At 56.5% G+C, this 16,017-nt stretch carries 17 protein-coding genes; 12 read left to right on the forward strand and 5 right to left on the reverse strand.

Annotated features, from left to right (window positions below; translation table 11 throughout):
• Positions 1-56 precede the first annotated feature (56 nt).
• Entirely contained in the window at positions 57-1,559 is a 1,503-nt protein-coding gene (locus HGO41_RS00155) for an NCS1 family nucleobase:cation symporter-1 (protein ID WP_013574254.1), read from the reverse strand.
• A gap of 177 nt (positions 1,560-1,736) precedes the next feature.
• On the opposite strand from HGO41_RS00155, the gene HGO41_RS00160 reads away from it, so the two are divergent.
• Genes HGO41_RS00160 through puuE form a run of 3 tightly spaced genes read left to right on the forward strand, consistent with a single transcriptional unit; the run spans position 1,737 to position 4,160 of the window.
• Positions 1,737-2,471, forward strand: coding sequence for a GntR family transcriptional regulator (locus HGO41_RS00160; RefSeq protein WP_013574255.1), 735 nt, complete (start codon positions 1,737-1,739; stop codon positions 2,469-2,471).
• Positions 2,471-3,229, forward strand: coding sequence for an aspartate/glutamate racemase family protein (locus HGO41_RS00165; RefSeq protein ID WP_112197226.1), 759 nt, complete (start codon positions 2,471-2,473; stop codon positions 3,227-3,229). Before HGO41_RS00160 ends, HGO41_RS00165 begins: the two co-directional genes overlap by 1 nt.
• Complete coding sequence (gene puuE, locus HGO41_RS00170; protein WP_013574257.1) at positions 3,222-4,160, forward strand: allantoinase PuuE; 939 nt, start codon at positions 3,222-3,224, stop codon at positions 4,158-4,160. The genes HGO41_RS00165 and puuE overlap by 8 nt, the downstream gene beginning before the upstream one ends.
• Positions 4,161-4,816: 656 nt before the next feature.
• Here the strand turns inward: puuE and hpxZ are convergent.
• Genes hpxZ through HGO41_RS00190 form a run of 4 tightly spaced genes read right to left on the reverse strand, consistent with a single transcriptional unit; the run spans position 4,817 to position 8,472 of the window.
• A complete protein-coding gene (hpxZ, locus tag HGO41_RS00175) occupies positions 4,817-5,200 on the reverse strand; it encodes an oxalurate catabolism protein HpxZ (RefSeq protein ID WP_013574258.1) in 384 nt (127 codons plus the stop codon).
• Positions 5,201-5,254: 54 nt separating this feature from the next.
• Positions 5,255-6,658, reverse strand: a complete 1,404-nt coding sequence (locus HGO41_RS00180) for an AtzE family amidohydrolase (RefSeq protein ID WP_250980666.1) — start codon at positions 6,656-6,658, stop codon at positions 5,255-5,257.
• Positions 6,655-6,849 (reverse strand): oxalurate catabolism protein HpxX, encoded by a 195-nt coding sequence (gene hpxX, locus HGO41_RS00185; protein WP_013574260.1) that lies wholly within the window; start codon positions 6,847-6,849, stop codon positions 6,655-6,657. Before hpxX ends, HGO41_RS00180 begins: the two co-directional genes overlap by 4 nt.
• A 36-nt stretch (positions 6,850-6,885) precedes the next feature.
• Complete coding sequence (locus tag HGO41_RS00190; protein WP_112151327.1) at positions 6,886-8,472, reverse strand: gamma-glutamyltransferase family protein; 1,587 nt, start codon at positions 8,470-8,472, stop codon at positions 6,886-6,888.
• A gap of 198 nt (positions 8,473-8,670) precedes the next feature.
• Here HGO41_RS00190 and HGO41_RS00195 point away from each other — a divergent pair, with 198 nt between their 5' ends.
• The 9 genes from HGO41_RS00195 (at position 8,671) to uraH (ending at position 16,012) form a co-directional block, all read left to right on the forward strand.
• Complete coding sequence (locus HGO41_RS00195; protein WP_037036543.1) at positions 8,671-9,510, forward strand: MurR/RpiR family transcriptional regulator; 840 nt, start codon at positions 8,671-8,673, stop codon at positions 9,508-9,510.
• 258 nt (positions 9,511-9,768) lie between these two features.
• Positions 9,769-10,560, forward strand: coding sequence for a transporter substrate-binding domain-containing protein (locus HGO41_RS00200; RefSeq protein WP_037036542.1), 792 nt, complete (start codon positions 9,769-9,771; stop codon positions 10,558-10,560).
• 24 nt (positions 10,561-10,584) lie between these two features.
• Positions 10,585-11,250, forward strand: coding sequence for an amino acid ABC transporter permease (locus HGO41_RS00205; protein WP_013574264.1), 666 nt, complete (start codon positions 10,585-10,587; stop codon positions 11,248-11,250).
• Between the two features lie 2 nt (positions 11,251-11,252).
• Positions 11,253-11,903: an amino acid ABC transporter permease gene (locus HGO41_RS00210; protein WP_191996181.1), complete on the forward strand. Its 651-nt coding sequence runs from the start codon at positions 11,253-11,255 to the stop codon at positions 11,901-11,903.
• Positions 11,903-12,655: an amino acid ABC transporter ATP-binding protein gene (locus HGO41_RS00215; protein WP_037036540.1), complete on the forward strand. Its 753-nt coding sequence runs from the start codon at positions 11,903-11,905 to the stop codon at positions 12,653-12,655. Before HGO41_RS00210 ends, HGO41_RS00215 begins: the two co-directional genes overlap by 1 nt.
• A gap of 18 nt (positions 12,656-12,673) precedes the next feature.
• A complete protein-coding gene (locus tag HGO41_RS00220; RefSeq protein ID WP_217147216.1) occupies positions 12,674-13,912 on the forward strand; it encodes a pyridoxal-phosphate-dependent aminotransferase family protein in 1,239 nt (412 codons plus the stop codon).
• Positions 13,912-15,186 (forward strand): allantoate amidohydrolase, encoded by a 1,275-nt coding sequence (hpxK, locus tag HGO41_RS00225; protein WP_013574268.1) that lies wholly within the window; start codon positions 13,912-13,914, stop codon positions 15,184-15,186. Before HGO41_RS00220 ends, hpxK begins: the two co-directional genes overlap by 1 nt.
• The gene (gene uraD / locus HGO41_RS00230) at positions 15,183-15,677 is read left to right on the forward strand and encodes a 2-oxo-4-hydroxy-4-carboxy-5-ureidoimidazoline decarboxylase (RefSeq protein ID WP_112151326.1); all 495 of its coding nucleotides are present in this window, start codon (positions 15,183-15,185) and stop codon (positions 15,675-15,677) included. Before hpxK ends, uraD begins: the two co-directional genes overlap by 4 nt.
• A complete protein-coding gene (gene uraH, locus HGO41_RS00235) occupies positions 15,677-16,012 on the forward strand; it encodes a hydroxyisourate hydrolase (RefSeq protein WP_112197222.1) in 336 nt (111 codons plus the stop codon). Before uraD ends, uraH begins: the two co-directional genes overlap by 1 nt.
• Positions 16,013-16,017: the final 5 nt, after the last annotated feature.

Consider the following 16,017-nt stretch of genomic DNA (forward strand, 5'->3'; position numbering starts at 1 on the left):
AGTGAGAAATCACTCAGGGCTTCGTCGTTTCAGCCGTCCTGGCTATTTCCTTCCTGTTATTCCGCTTCGGTTTTCATATAGCCAATTGCACCGCTGGTCGCACGATCATGACGGGCGATGTAACGATAGAAACCGCCAGCCAGGAAGGCACCAATAAACCAGCTGAAGTTCGCTACCTGATGCAGGCTCGGCGTAAAGCTTATCACCAGACCAATCACCACCGCCGGCACCAGCGCGGCAATCGCTTTCGGGTTGAACCCGTTGCGGTACCAGTAACGGCCGGAAGGCGTGGCGTTAAACAGCGCATCCACATCCATATGACCGCGTTTAATCAGGTAATAATCCGCCAGTAAAATCCCGAACAGTGGCCCGATAAAGGATCCCAGCACGTCCAGCGTATAGTGGATAATTTCCGGTGACTGGAACAGGTTCCACGGTGTCAGCAGAACAGAACCGACTGCGGCGATCATCCCGCCGGTACGGAAACTGATTTTCTGCGGCGAACAGTTAGAGAAGTCGAACGCAGGAGACACGAAGTTCGCCACGATATTGATACCGATGGTCGCGATGATCATGGTCAGCAGGCCGAGCGCCACAGCCACGCTGTTACCCACACGGCTGACGGTTTCGATAGGATCGGTGATCATCTGCCCGAACAGTGATTGTGTCCCTGAAACGATCACTACGGTCACAATCGAGAACAGCAGGAAGTTAAACGGCAGGCCCCAGCGGTTACCACGACGGATTTCGCCCATGCTTTTCCCGTAACGTGAGAAGTCGCCGAAGTTCAGCAGCGGACCGGAGAAGTAAGACACCACCAGCGCCGTGGCGGTCAGCATTTCCCAGCCTTGCTGGCCGACCGTCAGGGTTTTGGTGGATAACGTAAAGGAGATATTGCTCAGCCCGGTTTTATACAAAATCCAGCCCGCCAGCATCAGCATAACGACATATACCGCCGGACCCGCCACATCGATAAAACGCTTAATCGCGCTCATCCCGTGCCAGAACACCATCGCCTGCAACACCCACATAATGCCGAAACACACCCATCCCAGCGCCGACAATCCCAGCCAGTGCGGAAGGGTCATAGGTGTCAGCGATGGGAAGAATTTGAGCAGCACCAGCATTAACGCATTAGCCGCCAGATAGGTCTGAATGCCGTACCAGGCGAAAGCGATCAGCCCGCGGATCACTGCCGGTATATTCGCTCCGAATACGCCAAATGCCTGACGGCAAATGACCGCGTAAGGCACACCGGCCTGCTGGCTCGGTTTCGCCACCAGGTTGGCACAAATCTGCACGATACAAATCCCGCACAACAAACACAGCAGAACCTGCCAGCTGGTCAGGCCGAGCGTAAAGAAGCTCGCGGCCACCACATAGCCGCCCATACTGTGTACATCGGACATCCAGAAAGAAAATATGTTGTACCAGCTCCAGTTTTGGTCACGGGTGGGCGCTAAATCATCGTTACACAGCTTCGGGCTGTAATAAGGTTTGATGATCCCGGCGCTCTGTTCTGATGACGCCGTGGCGGAGGTGATTTCCTGATTTGGCATAAATCGTGCTCCTGTCATAAACAACATGTGAAAGTCGGAAGCCGGATGCCGGCTGCCAAAAGTTAAAAAGCAGTCACAGGAGCACTGCATGAATCAGGCCAAATTTCATTTTTTGTATACAAAAATTAACTTTCATGTATACGATTAAATTCTCGAACGGTATACGGAGTAACGGCAATGACCAGTTGGAACGGGCTTAATACGGCCTATTTTACCGAGGATAAGGACGACCATATTTATAACGCGCTGGTGAAATCTATTGTGGAACACCAGCTTTTGCCGGGCAGTAAATTGCCGGAAGAAGCGCTGGCTGAGGTGTTTTCAGTCAGCCGCACGGGGATTCGCCGCGTCCTGCAGCGCCTTGCCGCAGTGCAACTGGTGACGTTATTGCCCAAGCGTGGTGCGCATGTCACCACGCCGGACGCTGAAGAATCGCGCGATGTCTTCGCAACCCGTAAAATCCTGGAGTGCGCCAACCTGCCGCTGGTGATTGCGCATTGCCAGTCGCCACATCTGGTGGCGCTGAAAAAACTGGTGCAGGAAGAAAAGCGTGCGCACGATGAACGTGACGGTGCCGCTGCGATCCGCCTTTCCGCCGCCTTCCATGTTCAGCTTCAGGCTATTTCCGGCAATAAAGTGCTGACTGAGTCTGTCTCGCAACTGACCCTGCGTTCCTCGCTGGCGATTGCTGCCTGGGGCGCACCGTGGCAACAGGGCTGCCGTTGCCATGATCACGACGACCTTATTGAGTTGCTGAAAAAGCGCGACGTCGCCGGGCTGACGGCAAGCATGGCGCATCATTTCGACACCATCGTCGCCAGTCTGCGTTTTGAGCAACATAACGGGCAGACCCCCGATTTTGCGCAGATATTTGCGGTTCAGAAGCCGGTTGCAGGTAAGGAGCCAGGCTGATGGTCAAATCACTTTGTATACAACTGATCAATCCGAACACCAGCCAGGCGATGACCGAAGTGATGGCGCAAACTGCCCGCTCGGTTGCGGGGATGGATACACAAATTCTGGCCGTTTGCCCTGAAGAAGGTGCGCCGTCAATTGAAGGCCATTTCGATGAAGCGATTGCCGCGTTGGGCGTGTTGCAGCAGATAAAAGCCGGACGCGATGCCGGTGTCGACGGCCATATTATTGCCTGTTTCGGTGACCCCGGATTACTGGCTGCCCGCGAGCTGGCGCATGCGCCGGTTATCGGTATTGCGGAAGCGGCAATGCATCTGGCGACGATGCTGGCGACGCGATTTTCTATCGTGACGACCTTGCCGCGTACACTGACGATCGCCCGGCATTTACTGCATCAGTACGGGTTCGAACGCCATTGCGCGGCCTTGCACGCCATCGATCTGCCGGTGTTATCACTGGAAGACGGCAGCGGGCTGGCGCAGGAAAAAGTGCGCGAGCAGTGTATCGCGGCGAAAAAATCTGACGGCAGCGGGGCGATCGTGCTCGGTTGTGGCGGAATGGCCGATCTGGCGCAGGAACTGACGCGCGAGCTGCGTATACCGGTGATCGATGGCGTCAGCGCGGCGGTCAAAATGGTCGAGTCACTGGCAGCTCTTCGCCTGACGACCAGTAAACACGGTGATCTGGATTATCCGCTGGAAAAACCCTTGTCTGGCCGTTTTGCCGGGCTGAATCTGAGAGAACACTATGTCTGATACTGAATACGGTTTTACTGATGCTTACCCGCGCGATTTAATCGGTTACGCCGGACGCCCGCCCCACGCTAACTGGCCGGGCAACGCGCGCATTGCGGTACAGTTTGTGCTCAATTATGAAGAGGGCGCAGAGAATAACGTTCTGCATGGTGATGCCGGTTCTGAACAATTTTTATCGGACATTATCGGTGCCGCCAGTTTCCCCGACCGCCACATGTCGATGGATTCGCTGTACGAATACGGTTCGCGTGCTGGTTTCTGGCGCATCCACAATGAGTTTCAGAAACGCGGCTTACCGCTGACCGTTTTCGGCGTGGCAATGGCACTGGCTCGCAATCCGGAAATCGTCAGTGCGATCAAAGCAGCAGATTACGATGTTGTCAGCCACGGCTGGCGCTGGATCCATTATCAGGACATGAGCAAAACCGAAGAGGCGGAGCACATGCAAAAAGCCATCACCGTGCTGCGTGACCTGTTCGGCAAAGCGCCGTCCGGCTGGTATACCGGACGCGACAGCCCGAACACCCGTCAGCTGGTGGTGGAATCGGGCGGGTTGCAGTATGACAGCGATTATTATGGCGATGACCTGCCGTTCTGGACGCCGGTAAAACTGGAAAATGGCGAAACCAGGCAGCATCTGGTCATCCCTTACACGCTGGAAACCAACGACATGCGGTTTGCCTCTCCGCAGGGTTTCAACACCGGCGAACAGTTTTATACCTATCTGAAAGACACATTTGACGTGTTGTACGCCGAGGGCGAAACCTCACCGAAAATGATGTCGATTGGGATGCATTGTCGGATCCTGGGACGCCCGGGGAGATTTCGCGCTTTACAGCGGTTTCTCGATTACGTCGAATCGCATGATCGCGTGTGGGTGTGTAAGCGGCAGGAAATTGCGGAACATTGGGTTAAACATTTCGGTGTTTAATCTCGAAATTCAAATTCAAATTCAAATTCAAATTCAAAACCTTGGGCTCGCCGCCCAAACTGGCCTTAAGGGGCGCCTATCGCCGCACCCCTTAAGAATCCCAGGCTCTTTCACTGCGCGCTCTGCTCGTTGGCTATGTTTCATAAGCCATAGTGATAGCCGCAAAATCCCGCCGCTCCGCGGTGCCCTCCGTTCGGGTTACAACCCGCGCAAAAAGACGCGCGGTTTTCCACCTCTCCTCCGGCGCGATTTTGGAACCGGCCTCAGGCTTCAACTTCACAACCTCACTATATTTTTTTAAAAAGCCCACGGGCGATTCAGAAATCTTGCTGAACGGAGCGGCTTCGAGACCTATGGCTCGAAGACCGAGAGAAGGAACCGCAGAGCGGCAAGATTTCCAGCCTGTCATGGTGGTAACTGGAACATAGCCAGCGAGCGAAGCGCGTGTTGTAACAGCGAGGGGAAATCCAAAAGGGGAAAAGCACTTTCCCCTTTTGGGCGGTTTCGGCGCAGCGCGATAAGTGATCGCTGTTATTGAGAAACCGAAATTATCACCGTTCAGATTTCCCCTCGGTGGGAACCGAAATTGTCACCGTCCATTCCTGGAAAAGAACAGTTTCCTCAGCTTTCCAAAGCTGAACCGCCCATTGGTTCGGTCAAACCATCAGACTCACATGCGCCGCCACAATCTTCCATCCACTCGCCATCTTCACCCACGTTTGCTGCTGACGACCAATCTTGTCGCTGCCTTCCCGGCGGAATTCTGTGCTGGCGACCGCCATGTCATCGCCAAACGTGGTGATAGTCGTGTTGACCAGTTCCCGGTCTAACCCTTGTGACGATCGCGCTGTGCGGAATGCGCGGATGGCGTCAATGCCGTAAAGATTTTCTCCCGCGCCGTAGCGCACGGTACGCGGGTCGTGCCAGAACAGTTCGTCGAGTACGGCGGTATCGTTGGTGATCAGCGCCTGTTCATAGCGATAAAACGCCGCATTCATTTCGGCGAGGATCGCCGGGCGGTCGATATGTTCAGTTTTCATAGTGACTCTCTTTACTCTTTTCACTTCACCCTGGGAAAACGGGGATGCGGGTTGTTACGCGGGCATCACCGGAGAACTGCTGACATTCACTATTCCCTGTTGCTCAAGTGCCCAGGCGGCACGCAGGCAGAGATCTTCGCGCCACGGTGGCGCAATCAATTGTAATCCTATCGGCAGGCCGGTCGACGTGGTGACCGGCACCGTCACCACCGGCAAGCCGAGGAACGAAATTGGCTGTGTCAGCATGCCCATGTTGGCGCGTGTCGGCAGATCCTGACCGTTGATGCGGATGGTTTCCTGACCAAGCAACGTTGCCGGACACGGCGTGGCAGGGGCGATCAGAATGTCCCAATGATCGAACAAGGGCAAGATTTGCTGCTGAAATTGCTGACGGAAACGCTGCGCCTGAACATACCATGCCGCCGGGATCATTGCGCCAGCGAGCAGACGCTCACGTGAAAGTGGCTCAAACTGTTCCGGAATGCTGCGCAGTTTTGGCAGGTACTGATTGCCGCCTTCCGACGCGCTGATGATAAACGCGGCGGATCGTGCCAGCCCGGCCTGTGGCATTTCAATTTCTTCCTGGGCTGCCAGTGCCTGCGCTATCCGGTGTACGGCTGCTTTGGCGTGGTCGTCACACCAGAGAGAAAAGTATCCGCCCAGTACGGCGCTGCGCAGGCCCTGTTGCCCGCGCTTAAGCTGGGAAAATGTTTCTGTGACAGGTTTGTCAGCCTGAAAGTGATCCTGCGGATCCGTGCCCTGTATGGCGTCATAGACCTGCGACAAATCTTCGCTGCAACGTGCCATCGGGCCGATGTGATCGAGGCTGGCGACAAACGGCTGGCTGCCGCGACGTGAAATCCGCCCGAAGGTCGGTTTCAGGCCGAGAATACCACTTAATGAGGACGGCACGCGGATCGAGCCGTTGGTATCACTGCCGAGGGTGAAATGCACCAGCCCGGCAGCCACGGCGGCGGCCGAACCACCGGAAGAGCCTCCGGCTACCCGCGCCAGATCCCGCGGGTTACGGGTGGCACCGTAATGGCTGTTTTCTGTGGTGAAACCGTACGCATAAGCATCCATATTCAGCATGCCGGAAAGCATCGCGCCCTGAGAAGCCAGGCGTGAAACCGTCCAGGCGTCATGGCGTGCAGCGGCGTTGCTGCTGTTGAGGCTGGCACCGGCCAGCGTCACTTCACCGGCCACGTCCAGCAGGTTTTTCACCGCATAAGGAATGCCCGCCAGCGGCGGAAGTACGGCACCGCTGGCGCGGCTTTTATCCACTTTCGCTGCTTCACTCAGCATGCGATCGCCGGTGATCTGCGTCCAGGCGTTGATGACCGGATTGGCCTGTTCAACGGCGTCAAGCGTAGAGGTGGCGATTTCTGTGGCCGAGATTTCGCCCTGCGCAATCGCCTGATGTAACTGGCTGATGGTAAAGCTATCAAACGATTTCATGCGCGGTACACCCCGGCAATTTCCAGACGCGGATCCAGCGGTAAATCCATCAGCGGTTGTGCCATTTGGGCAATGCGGCTGAACTGCACCAGCAATTCCTGACGGCGTGCGTCGTCGAGTTCCAGCGCCAGAACGGATTCCATCTGGCGGATATAGGCGGCCCAGTCGGTCGCTGCGGAGGTATTTTTCATTCTGCTTCCTTATCCATTCTGTTATGCAAACCCTGATCAAAAACCGGCGGCGCTGCCGTTGCTGCGCGGGTCGGAGGCACCTTCAAACATGCCGTTGGTGTGACGAACGATGGCACCGGCGTGACCGACGGCTTCACTGAAATCCGGCAACAGTTCGACGTCGTGACCACGCTGCCTCAGCCCGGCCAGCGTCGGATAGGCAAAACGGCCTTCGAGTTTCAGTGAATCCGAACTCTCGCCCCAGGTACGGCCAAGCAGCCAGCGCGGGCCGCTGATCGCCTGTTGCAAAGATTGCCCCTGTACTACATGGCGGATAAACACGGCGGCCTGCGTTTGCGGCTGGCCGTCACCCCCCATTGAGCCGTAAACCATGGTGCGCCCGTCGTATAAGCGTGCGGCGGCAGGGTTGAGGGTATGGAACGGTTGCTTGCCCGGTGCCAGCGCCAGTAAATGACCGGCATCAAGGCTGAAGGACGCGCCGCGGTTTTGCCACAACACGCCGCTGCCCGGCAGCACCACGCCACTGCCGAACTCGTGATAAATGCTCTGGATAAAAGAAACCGCCAGCCCGCTGCTGTCCATCACGCCCATCCAGACGGTATCGCCCGGCCCTTTACCTTTACCCCAGTCGGCGGCGCTGTGTGGTTTGATGCGGGTCGCAAGAGCATCGAGATACTGTGGATCCAGCAGTTCCTGTGCATCCTGCGTCATCATGCGCGGATCGGTGATAAAGCGATCGCGCAGACCGAACGCCAGTTTGGTGGCTTCCACCACGCTGTGAATGGTGGCACTTTCGTCCATGGTTTCCAGCGGCAAACGGTCAGTCAGGCCGAGGATCGCCAGCGAAACCAGTCCCTGCGTCGGGGGTGTCAGGTTGTAGATTTCGCCTTTACTGTGTTTGAGCCGCAACGGCACACGGCGCTGTGGCTTGTAAGCGGCGAGATCGGCGCGGGTCACCGGCATGCCGAGCTTTTCCATGTCGGCGGCCATATTGTCGGCCAGCTCACCGCGATAGAAACTGTTCAGCCCGTCCTCGCACAGCATCGATAACGTCTGCGCCAGTTGCGGCTGAGTGAAGCGGTTTCCGGCGCGGGGCACATCGCCGTTAGGCAGAAAAACATCGGCAAAGCTGCGGAAATCTTTCAGTTCGTGTTGCTTGGCGCGGGTCGCCGCTTCCTGCGATGCTGTCACCGGAATACCATCAGCGGCATAACGGATGGCGTCACGCAGCAGGCGGGAGAGCGGTTTTTGCTCGCCGCCAAATTCAGCCGACACATTCAGCGCTTCCTGCCAGCCGCCGACGGTGCCCGCTACCGTCAGCGCGGCTTTCGGGCCACGGTGCGGAATGTGCGTTTCACCGGCGTAGAAATCGAGAGAGGCGAGGGAGCCTGCGGCACCGCTGGCGTCTATCGCCACCGGATTGCCCTGCGGCGGCACGATCAGCCAGAAGCCATCGCCCCCCAGCCCGTTCATGTGCGGATAGACCACGGCAATCGTCGCGGCCGCAGCCACCATGGCCTCGATGGCATTGCCGCCTTCACGCAATACCGCAAGCGCACTCTGGCTCGCCAGATGATGAGGTGTGACCGCCATGCCCAGCGGTGCGCTGTTACTGTTAATCATGCGATGTCCTTTTTAGAAACGCTTTTTTATGCTGCCCGTGCTTGCAGGGTTGTGGGCGCGTAGGGATAAAGTTAAGCAAGAGGTGTTCCACATCGGCAAAACCTTGCAGCTTTAGCGCTAATTTCTCTTGCATTGGCAAGCATAGTGCATGGTATGTTCCGCTGATTTACTGAAACATTGGTTACAAAAGGGCCAGAGATGAAACAGATTGATGAGCGTCTGCGTGACCATTACGCAGAACTGACGCCGCAGGAACAGCGGGTGGCCGACTTTATTTTTGCCAGTATTGACGACCTGATGAGCTATAACAGCGCCGAACTGGCGCGGCTTAGCGGCGTATCGAAAGCCACGGTCAGCCGCCTGTTCAAACGCCTCGGTTACCCGAGCTACCGCGATATGCGCGATGAAATGCGCACCCTGCGCCAGAGCGGGATGCCGCTGACCGACAGCCGCGACGCAGTGCAAGGTAACACCTTGTTATCACGGCACTATAAACAGGAAATGGCCAACCTGACGCAGTGGATTAACCAGATTGATGGCACCCAGTTCGGTGCGCTGATCGCCGCCCTGAATCAGGCGCGGCAAGTACGTTTGCTGGGTTTTCGTAACAGTTACCCGGTGGCGCTGCACCTGCGTCAGCAACTGATTCAGGTGCGCGCTGGCGTGATGATAATGCCGCAGCCGGGGCAAACGCTGGCGGAAGAACTGGTGGATCTTACCGCGCAGGACGTGGTGATATTCGTCGCTTTCCGCCGCAGGCCGCGCATGGCGAAGGCAATTCTGATGCAGTTACAGTCACTTGGCGTGCCGGTGTTGCTGATTTGCGAGCCGCAGGCGCAGACACTTATCCCGCTGGCAACCTGGCATCTGGCTGCTCCGCTCGACAGCGTATCGGCGTTCGACAGTTATTCTTCTGCCATGAGTCTGGCGAATTTGCTCAGCAATGCATTGCTGCACGATATGCTCGCTTCAGGCCGCCAGCGTATTCATCAGATAAGCGATTTGTATAACGATCTGGATGAGCTGGAGCAGCGCTGATTCCCGTTTGAAGAACAAATCGGGCGCTTTTCTGGTGCTTGCGCACAATTTCAGTGCATCATATTTTTCATTGGTTCACGCTTTTTGCCCTGATTCAGGGCAAAAAAACCTCTTCTGATCGCGCCTCTCATTGTCTAATTCCTTGTCATACCGTGACTTTGCGCACAATTTTTCTGCTGCACGGCTTTTGGCACATTCGTTGCAAAGCTATAAACATAAGAATCTATCGTTCCAAAAACCTTTCACCGGAGATAATCTATGAACATGAACAAACGGCTGTTGGCATGGGCAGGTGCGGCAATGCTGGTGCTTCAGGCATCCAGCGTAATGGCGGATCAGTTGCAGGATATTCAGAAACGTGGCGTGCTGCGTGTGGCTGTTCCTCAGGATTTCCCGCCGTTTGGTTCGGTGAGCAAGGATTTGCAGCCGGAAGGTTATGACATCGATATGGCGCATTATCTGGCCGATAAGATGAAACTTAAGTTGCAACTGGTGCCGGTCACCAGCGCCAACCGCGTGCCTTATCTGCAAACGGATAAAGTCGATCTGGTGATTTCAAGCCTGGGTAAAAACGCTGAGCGCGAAAAAGTCATCGACTTCAGCAACGCTTACGCACCGTTCTTCCTCGGCGTGTTTGGTGCCCAGGGTGACAAACTGTCCGACCTGAAAGAACTGTCCGGTAAAACCATCGGCGTGACCCGTGGCGCGGTGGAAGATCTGGCACTGACCGGCGTGGCACCGAAAGATGCCAAAATTCAGCGGTATGAAGACAACAACACCACGCTGTCTGCATACCTTTCCGGCCAGGTGGAATACATCGCTACCGGCAACCTGGTGGTCGCCGCGATTGCCCGCATGAACCCGGCCAAAGCACCGGTTTCGAAAGTCATGCTGAAAGATTCACCATGCTACGTCGGTCTGCGTAAAGACGAACCCGCGCTGAAAGACAAAGTGAATGAACTGATCGCCGAAGGCATCAAAGACAAGACGCTGAATACACTGTCTGAAAAATGGATGAAGGCACCGCTGCCAGCGTCCATCGGCGCGTGATCAGAGGCCTGACGGAGATCTTTCATGACCTATCAGCTTAACTTTAGCGCGCTATGGCCTTATATGCCGGAACTGCTGGCCGGTTTATGGACCACCATTGAGCTGACGGTAATGGCAACGGTTGGCGGTGTCGCAATAGGGATTTGCGGCGCGGCCATCCGCTGCGGCAACCATAAAACCCTGCGTGCGGTCTGGGGCGTGTATGTCGAAGCCATCCGTAATACGCCGTTTGTGGTGCAGCTGTTTTTCATTGTCTTTGGCCTGCCAGCCATTGGCCTGAAAATGACTGCCGGTGAAGCGGCGCTGCTGGCGATGCTGATTAACCTCGGCGCCTACAGCACGGAGATTATCCGCGCCGGTATTCAGGTGACGCCGAAAGGTCAGTGGGAAGCCGGGCGCGTGCTGGGATTAACCCGCAGTCAGACGTTTCTGCGCATCGTGCTGCCGCCGTCGCTGAAACGCATTTATCCGTCGCTGGTCAGCCAGTGCATTATCGTGATGCTCGGATCTTCCGTGGTATCGCAGGTGTCCTATGAAGAACTGACGTTTGCCGCGAACTTAATTCAGTCGCGCACCTTCCTCAGTTTTGAAGTGTATCTGGTCACCACGTTGTTTTATTTATTGCTGTCGGTTGCGATGCGTCAGTTGTTGCTGCTGGCCGGACGCCGTGTCTTTGGGAGTGAAAACTGATGATGACCTTCACCGACTGGGACATTGTGCGCAATCTCCTGCTGGCGGCGCGCTGGACGTTATTGTTGTCGCTGACCGCTTTTATCGGCGGCACGCTGGTGACGTTGCCGTTGCTGTTACTGCGTCTCACCAAACGCCGCTGGCCGACACGATTTGTGCGTTTATATTCCGAACTGTTTCAGGGCACGCCGCTGCTGATGCAGCTGTTCCTGGCCTTCTTCGGGCTTGGCCTGTTTGGAATTAATGTCAGCCCGTGGACCGCCGCCGCGCTGGCGCTGACGCTGTATACCAGCGCTTATCTGGTGGATATCTGGAGCGGCAGTATTGCCGCATTACCGAAAGGCCAGTGGGAAGCGTCGCGCTGTCTCGGCCTGAATTTCGGTCAGACGTTATGGCGGGTGATCACCCCGCAGGCGCTGCGCATTGCTATCGCGCCGACTGTCGGGTTTTCCGTGCAGGTGGTGAAGGGGACCGCGCTGGCCTCGATTATCGGTTTTGTCGAACTGACCAAAGCCGGAACGATGCTGAACAACGTGACGTATGAGCCGTTCAAAGTGTTTGGATTAGTGGCGCTGGGCTACTTCCTGATGTGCTATCCGCTGTCCCGTTACAGCCAGCATTTAGAAAAATCATTGCGTGGAGAGAAACAGTAATGCCACTGATCACCATCAACCAGGTTCAGAAATTTTACGGTCAGAACCACGTACTGAAAGGCGTGGATCTGGATATTGACAGCGGCGAAGTGATTTCGATCATCGGCCGCAGCGGTTCAGGGAAAAGTACGCTGTTGCGCTGCATGAACGGGCTGGAAGGCTATCAGGAAGGCAGCATCAAACTCGGCGGGATGACCATTACCGACCGCGATTCTCAGGCGCGTGACATCAGCCGTTCCGTGGGCATGGTGTTCCAGAGTTTCAATCTTTTCCCGCACATGACCGCGCTGGAAAACGTCATGCTGGCGCCACGCCGCGTGCTGAAAAAGTCCGCTGCCGAATGCCGTGAACTGGCCGCGCAGATGCTGGCGAAAGTCGGTCTGGCGGATCGCATGGATTATTACCCGTCGAATCTTTCCGGCGGCCAGCAGCAACGCGTGGCGATTGCCCGTGCGCTGGCCATGAACCCGAAAGTGCTGCTGTGTGATGAAATCACCTCGGCGCTGGATCCGGAATTAGTCGGCGAAGTATTGAAAGTGCTCGAGCAACTGGCGAAAGAAGGCATGACGCTGGTGCTGGTGACACACGAAATGAATTTTGCCCGCGAAGTGGGTGACCGCGTGGTGTTTATGCATCAGGGCACCGTGTGGGAACAGGGCGAAAGCCGGGCGCTGTTTGCCAATCCGCAAACGCCGGAGTTAAAACAATTTATAGCATCCGTACGCGGCCTTACTGAGGCTGCCGCAAGCTAACATCGTAAAGGATTAACTATGTCAGATTTCATCTCTCCCGGACAAATCAACCCGCCAACCCGTCTGCTGATGGGGCCGGGACCCATCAATGCCGATCCGCGCGTACTGCGGGCGATGGCGAGTCAACTGGTCGGGCAATATGATCCGGTGATGACCGGCTACATGAACGAAGTGATGGCGCTGTACCGCGCCTTGTACAAAACCGACAATCAGTGGACGTTCCTGATCGACGGCACCTCGCGCGCCGGTATCGAAGCCGTGCTGCTTTCCGGTATCCGTCCGGGCGACAAAGTGCTGGTGCCGGTGTTTGGTCGTTTCGGTCATCTGCTGTGCGAAATTGCCCGTCGCTGTCGTGCGGAAGTTCATACCCTCGAAGTGCCGTGGGGCGAAGTGTTTGATCCGCAGCAAATCGAAGATGCGATTAAATCCGTTAAACCGCGCTGGTTGCTGACCGTGCAGGGCGATACCTCCACCACCATGTTGCAGCCGCTGGAGCAACTGGGTGAAATCTGCCACCGTCACGGCGTGCTGTTCTACTCCGATGCCACGGCGTCCTTTGGCGGTAACCCGCTGGAAACCGACGCATGGGATTTAGACGCCGTATCTGCCGGTTTGCAAAAATGCCTCGGCGGTCCGTCAGGCAGTTCGCCAGTGACCATCAGCCCGCGCTTTGAAGAACAAATCCGCCGCCGTAAATGTGTCGAGCAAGGTATCCGTACCGCCGACCATGCCGACGGCGACGACGAGATGATCTACTCCAACTATTTCGATCTGGGGATGATCATGGATTACTGGGGGCCGGAGCGTCTTAACCACCATACCGAAGCCACCAGCATGTTGTTTGCGGCGCGTGAATGTGCGCGCATCATTCTGGAAGAAGGGCTGGATACCGGCATCGCCCGTCATAAATTACACGGCGGCGCATTACTGGCAGGCATTCAGGGCATGGGGCTGGAAGTGTTCGGTGACCTGAATAACCGCATGAGCAATGTACTCGGCGTAGTCATTCCACCGGGCATCCACGGCGAACAGGTTCGCCAGATGATGCTTAATGATTTCAGCATTGAAATCGGCACCTCATTTGGTCCGCTGGCCGGGAAAATCTGGCGTATCGGCACCATGGGTTACAACGCGCGTAAAGACTGCGTGTTGCAAACGCTGGTGGCGCTTGAAGCGGTGCTCAACCGTCTCGGCTTTGCATCGAAATACGGCGCAGGGGCGCAGGGTGCCTGGGATCATTACGCGGGAGGTCAGTAATGGCTGAAGCTTTTACGCTGGCTGCGGTTTCAGAAAGCGCAAAGCTTGCCGCTGAACGGGTGATGGCGCGTTGCGACGCACTCGCCGCCATCAGCGAAACGCCGGGACAACTGACCCGCGTCTATCTCTCGCCGGAACATTTGCAGGCTAACCGACAGGTGGGCGAGTGGATGACTGCCGCCGGGATGCGTGTCTGGCAGGACAGCGTCGGCAATATCTGCGGGCGCTATGACGGGCTGGATGCGACATCGCCGGCCATTTTGCTGGGATCACATCTCGACAGCGTGCGTAATGCCGGGCGTTACGACGGCCCGCTGGGCGTGCTGACCGCGCTGGAAGTGGTGGCGCATTTGCATCAGAACGGCATTCGTTTGCCGATGGCGGTGGAAATTGTCGGGTTCTGCGATGAGGAAGGCACACGTTTTGGCATCACGCTGCTCGGCAGTCGTGGACTGACCGGTACCTGGCCTGCGGACTGGCTGGAACGTCAGGACGCGCAGGGGATTTCGGTCGCCCAGGCGATGCGTGATGTCGGGCTGGATCCGCTGAGAATCGGCGCATCACAGCGTGCGGTCAGCGACTTTTGCGCTTACCTGGAATTGCACATCGAGCAGGGGCCGTGCCTGCAAACGGCGGATGTGCCGCTCGGCGTGGTCACGGCGATTAACGGCGCGCGTCGCCTGAATTGTGAATTTACCGGTCATGCCGGTCATGCCGGCACCGTGCCGATGGGGCAGCGTCAGGACGCGCTGACCGCCGCCGCTGAATGGACGTTGGCCATTGAAAGCATCACCACGGCCACCGGCCGCAATCTGGTGGCGACAGTGGGCACGCTGGAATGCCTGCCGGGTGCGGTGAATGTCATTCCGGGACAGGTGAAATTGTCGCTGGATGTACGCGGACCGCGTGATGATGATTTATCGGCACTGCTGGAAACGCTGCTGGCGAAGGGCCGCGATATTGCTGCACGTCGCGGGCTGACGTTTGCCGCCGAACAGTTTTATGGCATCAGCGCGACTGAATGTAACGACGGTTTGCAGCATCGTCTCAGTCAGAGTGTTTTGCATTTACAGGGGCAGGCGATGTCACTGCCAAGCGGCGCAGGGCACGACGCGATTGCTATCGCTGAATGCTGGCCGGTCGGCATGTTGTTTGTGCGCTGCAAGGACGGCATCAGCCATCATCCCGATGAATCGGTCACCACCGGCGATGTAGCTTACGCGGTGCAGGCGTATATCAATACGGTGCTGAGTTTTGCTGAGGGACATTTATGACCTTTGAAGAATTCAACGCATTATCCGAATTCGAAGCGGTAGCCCTGTTACGCCCGCTGGTGAATATCCCGTCGTGGGCGAAAACCGTCAGCGATGCGCGACCTTATGCTTCTGTGCAAGACGTATTGCACAGCGCCGGAGCGGCCTGCGAAAACTGGCAACCTGAAGATATTACTCAGGCGCTGTCGGCGCACCCGCGTATCGGTGAACGCGCCGCCGGTGCCAGTAAAGAAGCGCAGCTTTCCCGTGGCGAACAGGCGACGCTCAATATCAGCCAGCAGGCAGTGATTGATGCACTGCACGAGGGGAATCTGCGTTATGAGCAGCGTTTCGGGCGGGTGTTTCTGATCCGCGCTAAAGGGCGCAGTTCAGGGGAGATCCTTGATAATCTGCAACGGCGGCTACAGAATTCGCCGGAGGCTGAAGATCAGGAAACGGCGCAACAACTCAAAGAAATTACCCTGCTGCGTTTAAAGGAGATATTTCAATAATGACCCGCATCACTACCCATATTCTCGATACGTCTTTAGGGCAGCCCGCGGCGAATGTGCGCGTCTGGCTGGAATGTATTGAAGGGCAGAACGTCACGATCATCAGTGAAATCCAAACCGATGCCGATGGCCGCGCCGCAAAATTAACGCCGGAACCGGTCACCTCCGGGCATTACCGGTTGTGTGCGGATATCGGCGCGTATTTCACCGCCACCGGTCGTGAGACGCTGTATCACTCGGCGATCATTGATGTGGTGATCGACGGTGATCAGGATCATTACCATCTGCCGCTGCTGATCAGTCCGTATTCTTATTCAACGTATCGCGGCAGTTAGATCTT

This window comes from Rahnella sp. CG8, assembly GCF_023701875.1.
GTDB classification, from domain to species: Bacteria; Pseudomonadota; Gammaproteobacteria; order Enterobacterales; family Enterobacteriaceae; genus Rahnella; species Rahnella aceris.